The organism is Endozoicomonas sp. (assembly GCF_031844845.1).
Taxonomy (GTDB): Bacteria; Pseudomonadota; Gammaproteobacteria; order Pseudomonadales; family Endozoicomonadaceae; genus Endozoicomonas.
In genome coordinates, this window is the sequence record NZ_JAVRMB020000335.1 from 1 (window position 1) to 12,726 (window position 12,726).

Sequence of the window (12,726 nt, forward strand, 5' to 3'; positions counted from 1 at the left end):
CAAAACAGCGTTTAACCGCTGGTTGAATCCACATTATGAGAAAAACTGGATCGTTCATTTTGCCAGGCCCAGCAAAAATCATCACCGCAACATCAAATATCTCGGACGTTACCTGAAGCGTCCAGCCCTATCCATGAGCCGACTGAAACATTACGACGGGAAGGAAGTGGTTTTCAGTTATCTGAATCACGCCACCAAACAATACCTGCGTTTTACCAGCGGGATAGAAGACTTCATTAAACGTTTGGTGCAACACATTCCGGACACTGGCTTTCGCATGATCCGTTACTATGGATTCCTTGCCACCCGGGTCCGGTCAAAACTGCTGCCAACGGTTTACGACCTGCTGGATCAACCCGAAAGAAAAGCCATTCCTATGCGTTTCCCTGCCATGATGAAAAACAGCTTTGGTATCGATCCACTGGAATGCATCCTGTGTAAATCACGCATGGTTCTGACCGGCATCGTACCTGGCAAACCCATGGCAAAGCTGCGTCAATGCCACGAAAGGCTGGCTCTGAACAGGCTTATTGCTTTGGTGTAACGGGATAGTTGTGCCTGGAATAAATTAATGCAGTCAATATCTCTGCATTTAATATTAATACCGGAATTTAATCTCGTATTACCCGGTATTTGCAGTTTTGGTAAAATACAGATAATCGATCGGTCAGAGAAATTACCCAATTTTATACGTCAACAGGTCATCTATCGGTACTTTGAAATCCCTATGCATTAACCTCACAATTCAGGGCAAGAACCTATACTCACCGGGTAAACACCGTCTGACCTTTGGCATGCAATGGCCTTGAGTACACAGACACTGTAGTATGTGACACCATCGCTACCGCAGACTGTGGCTGCATCCAGGAAGCAGTTATCCGGACAGGTAACTGCTTCGGCAACCGGCTGCATCGCCTGGGTAACTGCTTCGGCAACCGGCTGGGTAACTGCTTCAGCCACCATTTTGATCGTGTTCATTACTGCTGTTATGTGCCTGTCTACTAAGTCCTCCGCCCCCTCAGGTTCCTCATTCGAAGACGACATCGCCCAGGCAGACACTCCAACTCCAACTCCAACCACAACCACAGCGCATGCAACAGCAATCCCAATAATTGCCACATTACGGAAATTAAACCGTTGACTGCAAGGTGGGCACTGGGATTCTGCAGCCTGCGCAGTATCGCCAAATTGGACTGTGTTATTACCTTGAGGAACCGCATTGTATTGGACGTCTGCCATCAGTGGACCACCTGAAAAACGAAGAATTACACTTAAGACACGGCTTAGATAAATTGGTTCAAAAAATGATAAGAACGATGTTATTAATGCTTATGAGTGTCGTGTTAACCGTTACAGGATTTGCTGAGGTGAGCGAATACGACAACCTTGAACCACACTACAAAAATCTGGTAAACGCTGCGTTTTACAGGACATGCAGGGAAGCGCTGGCAAGAGAGAATGCCGGTGAAGTCTTGGTGATAGCCATGTTATTAAACGACAGAGAAGCAACATTAGCCTATAACAATAATGCAATGGAAAATAAGAAAAAAGAGCTTGTCAGAGCCTGTGATATTTTCCCCGATCCCACTTTGTACGACATTGCAACGTACCATGGAATAGGCCAGCAGCCAGAAAGACTTGACCAGTTGAACAGAAAATAACCAACTAAAAAAACAGCCCTTTAATGCTGGGGCGTAGTGGCTTGTACCAGAGCTTATTCACCGGGTTGTACACAGAAATAGTGGATAGTAAAAACAAAGGCGGGGCTGCGAAGCAGCCCCGCCTTTGTTTTTTTAATTGAAAAAGGGGGCAGGGACGCCTGGGTGGGTGGGCGCAGTTTGCAGCCGGCGGAAAAGACACTTTGGGTAGCAAAGCAGACTGCACCCAGATCCGTCATGGCATAATCAGGAATGGCGGTAATTTCCAGACAGCACATATAGAAAACCGGGTCAGGCAGGTCACAGCCCAGCTCTCTTGCCAGTGCTTTCATATTCAGTTCAGCTGCCGCCATTTCCTCCGGGCTGATATCTGAAGTGACACCGCAGATGGGCAGGTGAATGAAATCAATGATTTCACCGTCTTTCACAATAACCTGACCACCGCCTTTTTCTGCCAGATAATTAATGGCCAGAGACATGTCTTCAGAGTTAGTACCAATACAGACAATGTTGTTGTCATCCGGTGCCTTGGAGCTGGCCATGGCGCCAGCTTTCAACTTCCAGCCTGAAACAAAAGCGACGGGCTTATTACCATTCTTGCCAAAACGTTCTACGACGGTGGCGTACAGGACATCATTTTTAACATCCGGTAACACCACACCATTGTCTACGATCAGTTGAACATCCCGGCGACGGCGAACAAAAGGCACATCAAAATCCACTTCCATGGAAAGTACATTGACCTTGTCCGTTTTCAGGTCGGTATAGACTTTCATGTCAGCCGGTGTGATCGAAGGAATCATCAGTTTGGAAGAAAGAATCTCGCTGCGCACAGGTGGTTGCAGGTCGATGACCATCTTGCCGTTGTCCACCACCAGTTTTCCTTTGGCAATGACTTTATCGATGTTGAACTTTCGCAGGTCTTCAACCAGCAGGATATCGGCAATCTTTCCGGGAGAGATGGAACCGACCAGATGGTCAATACGATAAGCTTCGGCACTGTTCAGGGAACCCATTTGTATCGCCGTAATGGGATCAACACCGGCAGCGATGGTCATACGGATCAGTTTATCCATATGGCCGTTTTCCAGAATTTCGGAAGCAATTACGTCATCAGTACAGAAACTGACCCGGCGGGCAACCCGTGGATTGATATGAGTCACGACCTTCATGTTTTCATTGAGAAAGTGAGAAATGGATGATTCACGAATCAGCAGGAACATGCCCTTGCGAATTTTTTCCATGGCTTCGGTGTGATCATAACTCTCGTGATCCAGCCGAACGCCTGCACAAAGAACCGAGTTCAGACGGGTACCAGTGGTCATTGGGGCGCAACCGAAGATGGGCAGGTTGTTTTCTCCGGCCAGTTCAATAGCTTTCATCACGCAGTCGTGCTTGTTCTCGATAAACTCGGATACCGTTTCCCAGACACCGTACACTTCAGGCCATTTCTGAACTTCCCGATGAACTTCCGGTGTTACGTTAAAACCAATGGTGGATTCAGGCAGCGTGTAGGGTGTGGTAAAAGGTAATCCCCAAAATACTTTCAAGGGTCCCTGATTGATTTCGTCCAGTACTTCCCGAATGCCTTCAAGGCCAGCAGTGACCAGATACTGATCGAGACCGGAAACAATGCTGGTGGTACCGCAGGGAACCACTGCTTTGGCAAAGCTGGTCATGGACATTTTGCTGCATTCGATGTGCAGGTGGCCGTCGATCAGACCCGGTACCAGATACTTGTTTTCAGCATCGATAATCTGAGTGTTTTCACCGATATAGGCTTCAACATCACCCGTAGCAACGATTCTGGAACGATAAACGGCGATGTCCGCCGGGTAAATTTCAGCAGACGTGACATTGACCAGCTGGCCATTTTTGATCACCAGGTCAGCAGGAATTCGGGCAGCGCCAGCGTCAATCAGGTCTCGCAAATTTTCTTTAATCATGGTTTAGCTCAATTCAAATAGAGGTCGTTACGCAGCGATTTACAGTAAAAAGTGTTTACAAAAAAGCGTAACGAGCCACAAATACGAGGGTTAACAGGGCACACACTGGAGAGACTTCACGTGCTCTTCCACAGGCCAGTTTCATAACGGTGTAAGTAATAAAGCCGGTGGCGATGCCTTCCGTCAGGGTGAAACTGAAAGGAATCATTACCGTGGCAACAAAAGCCGGAACCGCTTCTGTTAAATCCTGCCATTGCACCCGGGTCAGCTCGGCGGTCATTAACAGACCAACATAAATCAGAGCTCCGGCGGTAGCATACGCTGGGATCATGCCGGCCAGCGGCGAGAAGAAGATTGCCAGCAGGAACAGCAGGCCAACGACAACCGCCATCAGACCGGTTCTGCCACCTTCGACAACACCGGTTGCACTTTCGATGTAAGGGCAGACCGATGAGGTCCCCATAAAGGCACCGGCGGCAGAGCTCAGACTGTCGACAAACAGAGAGCGGGTGGCATTAGGGTAGTTACCCGTTTCATCGGACAGTCCGGCTTTGTCAGTCACCGCCACAAAGGTGCCGGCGGATTCAAACAGGCTGACCAGCATGACGGATAAAATGACGCCGGCCAGGCTTAAATCCAGTGCGCCCATCAAATCCAGTTGGCCAAGGACAGGTGCGATACTGGGAGGCAGGGAAGCAATGCCCTGATATTCGACATCCCCAAGTAGCCAGCCCGCAAAGGTAGTGGCAACCATTGATATGATGATTGCTGCCTTAAAGCCCCGATGCACCAGCACCATCATCAGCAGGAATCCTGCACAGCCCAGAACAAATGGTATAGAGCGAACATCGCCAATGGTGACCATGGTGTCTGGATTGGCAACAATGATGCCTGCGTTGTGCAGACCCACCAGGGCGATCATCAGACCGCAGCCGGTAGCAATACCAATGCGCAGGCTGGCTGGAATACTGGTGACGATGTAAACCCTGAATCCGGCAACAGCAGCAAACAGCAGGGAGCCCCAGAAAATGACGCCCATACCGGTTTGCCAGGCCAACCCCATACCGCCGACCAGAACATACGCGAAATAGCTGTTCAGACCCATAGCGGGCGCCATGGCAATGGGCAGGTTTGCAACCAGCCCCATGGCAATACTGCCAATAGCCGCAATCAGACAGGTAGTCACAAATACGGCCTGAGCATCCATCCCTGCTGCAGAAAGGATCTGCGGATTAACAAAGATGATATAGACCATGGTCATGAAGGTGGTCACACCCGCCATCACTTCCTGACGAACGTGAGTGCCTTTAGCCTGCAGCTGGAAATGACGTTCTATCCATCCGGTTTTTTCCGGTTGAGGGCATTGGGATTCAGTAATATGACGGGATGCTTCAATAGCAGCAGTAGTCATTACAAACTCGGATGGATAATCGATGGATAATGGTAAACGGACGTACCGTTCAAAATTATTATACGGTCGTTCAAATATATTTCATCATAAAAATCAGCGTGATGCGTTAATTGCTTAATGTTATAGGTAACTCTTTCGTGAATGTCGCAAAATAACTTCATGATTGGAGGGGGCTATAAGTATTGAAAAAGGGATGCTTTACGAATTTGAGGTTTTACCGCATTTATTCTACTCACTGGATATTGTGGAAATTTTCAGAGAAGGGGGGATGTGTTCTGGGAGACAAACCGGTCTATTCGATTTAAAGTTGCTGAAAACAAGTCATTTAAATGCTGAATACTGGAGCTAATATGTTCAAGCCTTCGTTACTGGTTCTGATAATTTCCAGTCTTGTCTCAATGTCGGCACAGGGAAATACGCAACCGGGTCAACTCGATGTTAACCAGGCTCAGTCGACCATAGTGACCCTCTATAGCGATAAAGCATTAATCAGCCAGAATTTTAAAAAACAGCCTGATAAAAAGGGGATACTTGAAATCTCCGGGTTACCCGTTAACCGTCTTGATGGAAGTCTTAACCTTGAGTATACCGATGGCGCAGCGGTGTACAGGCCCGAAGATATTTCATGGTATCAAGGTGGTCTTGACCGTGATAATTACTACCGCAACCTGATTGGCAAAACCGTTGAAGTCTTTGGGGGAGGGCTGAATGTTGCCATTCAGGGAAAACTCATCAGTTATCAGCAGGGTATCGGGCTGGTAGAAAGCAGTAATGGTCGACAGTATTTTATTGACTATCACGACCCCCAGGGGTTGAGAATGCTCTCCAGAGACTCCACGGACATTCAGGGTAAATATCTGAAATACCTCACTGCTGACTTTGGTAATCAGTCGGTCAGTGGAATGCTGAATCTCTCTTATATTACTCCGCTGTTAAATTATGACAGTCATTACCGTTTAACACTGTTATCAGAAAATCAGGGACGTCTGGATTTAAAAGCACTGCTGGCCAACGGTTCCAATATTAATTTCAGCAATGCAAAGATTCGCCTTGTGGCTGGTGGCGAAGGTGGCATGCCTGGTTATTACCGTAAAAATCGAATGATGGAAGCATCGGCTGTTGCCGATGCTGGTGAGTATGGGGAGCGGGTGGGGGAAGTATTGATGACAACGCTCCCTGAGGGCACCGTTCTATGGGCTAACAGCAGGCAATTGCTGGACCTTTTCTCTGAAACGCTCCACCTGGAAAAGCTCTATACCCTGGAAGTTTATGGACGCGCTACCGGTGGCAGGGCATCTATGGTTGAGCGACCAAAGTTAACCTGGAAGTTTGAAGCACCCGTGGACCTTCCTCCAGCGTCTGTGCGCATGTATGAAAGTGACCGTGATGGCAGTTATATCATCGGTGCCAATTCATGGTTGCCGAAAACAACCGCTGGTGACAACGCCTGGCTAACCATGGGTGAGGCGCTGGCTGTTCGTGTGGAACGTTCACGGATTGATATTGAGCTGAAGGATGAGAAGAGCGATAAGGAACTGGTGGTAAAGTGGCAGGCAACGATTTCCAATGACCAGAAAGAGGCTATCACCCTGCTGTTGAGAGATCGGGATCCGAACCTTCTGAAACTGGAAAGTGTTAAGGGAGCTTCACTGGAAAAGTCTGACCAGATAAAGGTGGAAGTATCTGCCGAAGCTGAAAAAACTATCCACTTTACCGCCAGATATCGTCGTTGATTGTTGAGAGGTATTGCTTGTCTTATTCATCCATTGTTGTTTTAACGGGGGCTGGCGTTTCCGCTGAGTCAGGGATCAGAACGTTCCGGGCCAGTGATGGACTTTGGGAGAACCATCCGGTAGAAGATGTGGCAACCCCTGAGGGATACGCCCGTAATCCAGCCCTGGTACAGCGTTTCTACAACGACCGTCGTCGGCAGTTACGTTCTGTCGAGCCTAATAAGGCTCATCGGGTACTGGCAGAGTTTGAGCGAAAATTTTCCGGTAACTTTTTACTGGTGACACAGAATGTTGATGATCTCCATGAACGGGCAGGGAGCGAAAACCTGATTCATATGCATGGCGAACTATTGAAAGTTCACTGTCAGGATACAGAGAAGGTTTTTTATTGGGATCAGGATGTTACCGTTGAAACTCAATGTGAATGCTGTGGTATTGCCGGAAACCTTCGCCCTCATATTGTCTGGTTTGGAGAAATGCCTTTGCAGATGGATGAAATTTATCAGGCGTTATCTCAATGTGATCTGTTTGTAGCCGTAGGCACATCGGGCAATGTCTATCCGGCGGCGGGTTTCTTTCAGGAAGCCAAGGCAATGGGGGCTAAAACCGTAGAGCTTAATCTTGAACCGGGTAATCACGGTTCTCTGTTTGATGAGCAACGTCACGGGGTGGCCACTGAAACCGTTATGGAGTTCTTTGATTCCTTGTTGTAAGGCGTTGTCCCGGAATAATTTCACGATATTGAACATAAACACAAAAGTGATTGTCTAAGTCCAATGGCGGCAGAATGATGCTTCAATTTCCGTTGTAATGGGAGCGCTTCCCATTCGATTAAAGGTTGTTGCAAGTCACTCAGTTAATACCGGGTTCTGGAAGTTCTGTCAGCCAGCCCTTGAGGGCTTAGACGTGCAACCGACAGGTGGACGTCAATAGCCCCTGAGGTACCCGTAGATCTTTCGCCAGCCTGTGGGCTTGTATGAAACTGATTTGAGGATTATTCCTATGACTAGTATCAATGGCGTTGGTTCCGTTACGTATCAGCCTTATACAGAATGGTACGGAAATGTTGGCAAGATTGCCCCGAGTGAACGGGGAACCGATTTCTCAATACCTTCCGTGGTACCTAAGCCAGGCTATCTTCCTGTACAGCGGACCACAACGGCTGAAACGATCGTTATGGCTGAGGAATTGCGGAGGATGTTTCAGGCCAATGATCGTTATTGTGCAGAGAGGTTGTTTTCGCAGTTTCAGGACTCAAGGGGCATGGACTGTGTTGAAGATAAAGGTAATAGTGGGTATCCAGTTCCAGCCTCTCCAAATGAACCTTTCTTTCTTAAAGAGCAGCGATCAGATGGCTCTCCGGGCTCTCCCACTATTAACAAAAGCGCCGGGGGCAGGGTTATAAATGCCAGGCAGGATGTTTTAAAGCACATGTTCAGCAATGCTATTGGGACAGATATGATCAGGCTTAATCCTGAGGGGGCGGAGACCTTACAGGAACAGTGGCAATGGGATGAGAAAAACAGCTGCTTCAGACAGACTGTATTTTTCGTGTCACTGTCTCAGGGTAATAATTTGTCGGTAGTATGTGGTGCCTGTAGCCGTGTTCTTTCATGAAGCCGGCCCAGAAGCCAGAACTGTCAGCGTTAAACTCTGACCTGACAATGGTTCACTATTTGAGGAACAGTATTACGTTTGGTGACAGAAGTCGCTGATCGGTTCTTTGACTCTCTTCTTTCTGTAAGGTTTCAGTGGGGAGGATCTCGTTTCGGATTCTCCCCGCTGAAGCCTCAGCCAGCTAAATATCCCATACTTTCTTCCAGGCCGTTAATGGTCAAGGGGTACATTTTTCCTTCCATCTGTTTATCGATAAGGTGTATCGAAGACGTATACTGCCAGGCATGTTCCGGAGTAGGGTTAAGCCATACTACCCGGTCAAAATGTGCTTTTAAGCGTGACATCCAGGTATGCCCGGCTTCTTCATTAAAGTGCTCAACACTGCCTCCGGGTGATGTTATTTCGTAAGGAGACATGGCCGCATCACCCACGAAAATGAGCCTGTAATCTTTACCGTAGCGGTGAATTACATCCCACAGGCTGATACGCTCCTGTTGCCGGCGATGGTTGTCCCGCCAGACACTTTCATAGAGATAATTGTGAAAGTAGTAGAACTCAAGATGTTTGAACTCTGTACGGCAACAGGCAAATAACTCTTCGCACAGGCGGACGTAATCGTCCATTGAACCGCCAATATCCATGAAAAGCAGAACTTTTACCGCATTATGGCGTTCAGGAACCATCTTGATATCCAGCATGCCCTTGCTGGCTGTTGACCGCACGGTATCATCAAGGTCCAACTGATCCGCAGCGCCCTGACGGGCAAAGCGACGCAATCTGCGCAATGCCATTTTCATATTCCGGCTGCCCAGTTGCTCATCGTCATCCAGGTTTTTAAACTCTCGTTTATCCCAGACTTTGGTGGCTTTGCGGTGCCTTGATTCGTTCTGGCCAATCCGAATTCCAGAAGGGTTGTACCCATAAGCACCAAACGGTGAGGTGCCTCCCGTACCCACCCATTTATTGCCGCCTTGATGTCGACCTTTTTGCTCTTCCATTCTTTGACGGAAAGTCTCAAGAAGGTCCTGAAGACTTTTCATGCCCTGGATTCTGGCTTTATCTTCATCGGACAGCTGGCGAATAAAATCCTGCCGCAGCCATTCCTCTGGAATCAATGCTTCCAGAAGTTCCTCCATGGAGTCCAGGCCACTGAAAAAAGCCTGACAGGCTTTGTCAAACTTGTCGTAGTGCCGCTCATCCTTAACCAGAATGGTTCTTGATAGCTGATAAAAGGCTTCCTGGTCGGCGTAGACCAGTTTGGCATCCAGCGCAGCAAGGAGATCGAGATATTCTCTGGTGGTGGCTGGCACGCCAAATGCCCGGACTGTTTCGAAAAAATTAGTCAGCATGACTGATCCCCTGGCCGTTAACCACGTCGGTTCATAAAGGCCAGACGTTCCAGCAGGTAGACATCCTGTTCGTTTTTAACCAGCGCGCCGTGAAGAGGTGGAATGGCACTTCGGGTATCACGATTCTGCAGGATATCTGCAGGGATATCGTCAGAGTTCAGCAGTTTCAACCAGTCGATCAGTTCTGAGGTGGATGGCTTTTTCTTGAGGCCGGGAATATCCCTGAGTTCAAAAAATACCTGAAGTGCTTCATCCACCAGTTTTTTCTGCAGGCCGGGATAGTGGACTTCGACAATCTTTCTCATAGTCTCTGCATCAGGAAAGCTGATGTAGTGGAAGAAGCAGCGTCTCAGAAACGCATCCGGCAGCTCTTTCTCATTATTACTGGTGATGATAACAATGGGGCGCTGTCTGGCTTTAACCAGCTGTTGAGTTTCGTAAACATAAAACTCCATCTTATCCAGTTCCTGCAGCAGGTCATTGGGGAACTCGATATCAGCCTTGTCGATTTCATCAATAAGCAGCACAGATTGCTCATTGGATTCAAAGGCTTCCCAGAGTTTGCCTTTGACAATGTAGTTGCTGATATCGTGAACCCGCTCATCCCCAAGCTGCGAGTCACGAAGACGGGAAATTGCATCATATTCATAAAGCCCTTGCTGGGCTTTAGTGGTGGATTTGATATGCCATTGCAGTAGTTCCTTGCCGAGAGAGTGGGCCACCTGTTCTGCCAGCATGGTTTTACCGGTTCCGGGCTCACCTTTAATGAGCAGAGGGCGCTGTAAAGTCACTGCGGCATTGACGGCCATTTTCAGGTCATCGGTAGCAATATACTGGTCGGTACTTTCGAAACTCATAGGTCAATTGTCTTTTTTATTATGAAACACGGCTTTAATTAAGCATTGGTTAAAGCAGGCGTAATTCTTATGTCTGTAGGGAGTTGAGTTGCCGGTAAGGGTAACGCAAAAGGGCTGATAATGGGTAGCCATTTGAGACCATTGGGAGATAGGCTCACGCTGGAAGGTAGATAATTCAAGGTTATAGATATTTTGTATAACTCTATAATTTTAAGTTACTTTACGAAATCTCAATGATCAGGATAGTCTCACGCCATAAGAAAGTTCAGGGCGTAACTGTGTGCCCATTCAGGAACAGAGATTTTTTACGCATTATAAGGAAAAGAGCTATATGAAACAGGTCTATCAGGATAATTCTCAGGCTATTGGCAATACACCGCTGGTAAGGCTGAATCGTATGGCAAAAGATCATGAGATTTACGTAAAAATAGAATCCAGAAACCCGGCAAACAGTGTCAAATGCCGTATTGGTGCCAGTATGATCTGGGATGCGGAACGTTCTGGCAAGCTGCAGCCTGGTATGGAACTGATTGAGCCAACCAGCGGTAATACCGGTATTGCCCTGGCATTTGTTGCGGCTTCCCGGGGTATTCCTTTGACGTTGACGATGCCTGCTTCCATGAGCCTTGAACGGCGTAAACTCATGAAAGCACTCGGTGCGGAAATTATTCTTACCGAGCCTGCAAAGGGTATGCCCGGCGCTATTGCCAGGGCGAAAGAACTGGCGGAAGAGAATCCTGAGAAATTCTTGTTACTTCAGCAGTTTGAAAATCCAGCCAATCCGCGTATTCACGAAGAGACAACCGGGCCCGAAATCTGGAATGCCCTTGATGGCAATATTGATATTTTTGTCGCTGGCGTGGGTACCGGTGGAACCATTACCGGTGTATCCCGTTACATCAAGAAAATTCAGGGCAAAAAAATCACTTCCGTTGCTGTTGAACCCAGTGCTTCACCGATCATCAGCCAGACTCTGGCGGGTGAAGAAGTAAAACCTGCGCCTCATAAAATTCAGGGGATAGGGGCAGGTTTTATTCCAGCCAACCTGGATCTAAGTCTGGTGGATCAGGTTGAACAGGTGTCCAATGAAGAGGCAATAGAGACGGCTCATCGGTTGATGCGTGAAGAGGGTATTCTTGCGGGTATTTCCAGTGGAGCTGCGGTGAGTGCTGCACTGAAAATTGCAGAGCAGCCTGAGAATAAGGGCAAGGCCATTGTTGTTATCTTACCGGACTCCGGCGAACGTTACCTTTCAACAGCCTTGTTTGAGGGGGTTTTTTCGGAAAATGAAAGCGTTCAGTAGATAATGAATGATGGGAGGGGGTATTCTCCTCCCAGCGGTTATCTGATTACTTGAGGTTGTCTATTTTTCCTGCCATTTTGATTTAACTTAATAGCATTTTTTTCAACTCTTTAATGAAAACCAGACAGTGGCCGATGAGGCTGTGGACAACGACTTTGTGATATGAGAATCTGATAATTGTTACATTCGTTGATTGACCCTGCCTACGCAAGGATTTGCGTATAACCAATAGATAAGAAACAGAGTTTCCCATGCAGAAAAGGACTTTATATATCGGCAACCTTGCCTATACCACCGTTGAGGAAGATCTCGAACAGGCATTTGAATCCTTTGGTGAAATCGAAGATATCAAATTGATGAGAGATCGTGAGACAGATCGTTCAAGAGGCTTTGCCTTTATTACTTTTGAAAAAGAGTCAGAAGCAGAAGCCGCCAGGGCAATGGATGGTCAGGAAGTTGCCGGCCGGCCGTTAAGAGTTAATGAAGCTGTTCAGAAACAACCTGCCAAAAGGCCTCAAAAAAAGTCTACTAACAACTTTAATCAATAACTGTTTGACCATATCACCCTATATTGGTGTCCATGTCTTTACCGGGTAATACTGTCAGGTAGATAGTTTAATAGTGTTGTATCAATTTTATCGTGGGAAAAGTAATTTCCAGTGCTTCTATTCATTAGTCAGTTGAATGTTAACGTTGAAACTCCATCCATGGATTATTAACGTGTTGTTTGCTTAGGAATTGTAATTAAATAACATCCCAATCCATCACTCGCCCAGGAACTGTAACATTGTTCCATCTAGAATTTATTCCTCCCGCCACCCTCGTTCCCACGCTCCGCGTGGGAATGCATAC

General features: G+C 47.5%; 12 protein-coding genes. 7 read left to right on the forward strand and 5 right to left on the reverse strand.

The window, feature by feature from the left end; all coding sequences use genetic code 11:
* Window positions 1–544: transposase (locus tag RM811_RS18560; RefSeq protein ID WP_402527268.1), on the forward strand; the 544-nt coding region annotated here is incomplete at its 5' end.
* Between the two features lie 194 nt (window positions 545–738).
* Here RM811_RS18560 and RM811_RS18565 read toward each other — a convergent pair.
* Window positions 739–1,239: a Kazal-type serine protease inhibitor family protein gene (locus RM811_RS18565; protein WP_402527270.1), complete on the reverse strand. Its 501-nt coding sequence runs from the start codon at window positions 1,237–1,239 to the stop codon at window positions 739–741.
* A gap of 2 nt (window positions 1,240–1,241) precedes the next feature.
* Between RM811_RS18565 and RM811_RS18570 the strand changes: the two genes are divergently transcribed.
* Entirely contained in the window at window positions 1,242–1,661 is a 420-nt protein-coding gene (locus RM811_RS18570) for a hypothetical protein (protein WP_402527272.1), read from the forward strand.
* Between the two features lie 53 nt (window positions 1,662–1,714).
* Here the strand turns inward: RM811_RS18570 and RM811_RS18575 are convergent, their stop codons facing one another.
* Together RM811_RS18575 and RM811_RS18580 are read right to left on the reverse strand one after the other, a co-directional pair.
* Window positions 1,715–3,604 carry an adenine deaminase C-terminal domain-containing protein gene (locus RM811_RS18575; RefSeq protein ID WP_402527273.1) on the reverse strand — a complete coding sequence of 630 codons (1,890 nt, stop codon included), beginning with the start codon at window positions 3,602–3,604 and terminating at the stop codon, window positions 1,715–1,717.
* A gap of 55 nt (window positions 3,605–3,659) precedes the next feature.
* Complete coding sequence (locus RM811_RS18580; protein ID WP_402527274.1) at window positions 3,660–5,015, reverse strand: NCS2 family permease; 1,356 nt, start codon at window positions 5,013–5,015, stop codon at window positions 3,660–3,662.
* Between the two features lie 350 nt (window positions 5,016–5,365).
* On the opposite strand from RM811_RS18580, the gene RM811_RS18585 reads away from it, so the two are divergent.
* The 3 genes from RM811_RS18585 to RM811_RS18595 all read left to right on the forward strand — a co-directional run bounded on the left by RM811_RS18585 (window position 5,366) and on the right by RM811_RS18595 (window position 8,365).
* The gene (locus RM811_RS18585) at window positions 5,366–6,748 is read left to right on the forward strand and encodes a hypothetical protein (protein ID WP_402527276.1); all 1,383 of its coding nucleotides are present in this window, start codon (window positions 5,366–5,368) and stop codon (window positions 6,746–6,748) included.
* A 17-nt stretch (window positions 6,749–6,765) separates the two neighbouring features.
* On the forward strand, window positions 6,766–7,461 hold the full coding sequence (cobB, locus tag RM811_RS18590) for a Sir2 family NAD+-dependent deacetylase (RefSeq protein WP_402527277.1): 696 nt from the start codon (window positions 6,766–6,768) through the stop codon (window positions 7,459–7,461).
* A gap of 289 nt (window positions 7,462–7,750) precedes the next feature.
* Window positions 7,751–8,365, forward strand: a complete 615-nt coding sequence (locus RM811_RS18595) for a hypothetical protein (RefSeq protein ID WP_402527278.1) — start codon at window positions 7,751–7,753, stop codon at window positions 8,363–8,365.
* A 173-nt stretch (window positions 8,366–8,538) separates the two neighbouring features.
* Here the strand turns inward: RM811_RS18595 and RM811_RS18600 are convergent, their stop codons facing one another.
* Both RM811_RS18600 and RM811_RS18605 read right to left on the reverse strand, forming a co-directional pair.
* A complete protein-coding gene (locus RM811_RS18600; RefSeq protein WP_402527279.1) occupies window positions 8,539–9,714 on the reverse strand; it encodes a VWA domain-containing protein in 1,176 nt (391 codons plus the stop codon).
* 17 nt (window positions 9,715–9,731) lie between these two features.
* Complete coding sequence (locus RM811_RS18605; RefSeq protein WP_402527280.1) at window positions 9,732–10,571, reverse strand: AAA family ATPase; 840 nt, start codon at window positions 10,569–10,571, stop codon at window positions 9,732–9,734.
* A 331-nt stretch (window positions 10,572–10,902) separates the two neighbouring features.
* Between RM811_RS18605 and cysK the strand changes: the two genes are divergently transcribed.
* The gene (cysK, locus tag RM811_RS18610) at window positions 10,903–11,874 is read left to right on the forward strand and encodes a cysteine synthase A (protein ID WP_402527281.1); all 972 of its coding nucleotides are present in this window, start codon (window positions 10,903–10,905) and stop codon (window positions 11,872–11,874) included.
* A 251-nt stretch (window positions 11,875–12,125) separates the two neighbouring features.
* The gene (locus tag RM811_RS18615; protein ID WP_402527282.1) at window positions 12,126–12,422 is read left to right on the forward strand and encodes an RNA recognition motif domain-containing protein; all 297 of its coding nucleotides are present in this window, start codon (window positions 12,126–12,128) and stop codon (window positions 12,420–12,422) included.
* Window positions 12,423–12,726: the final 304 nt, after the last annotated feature.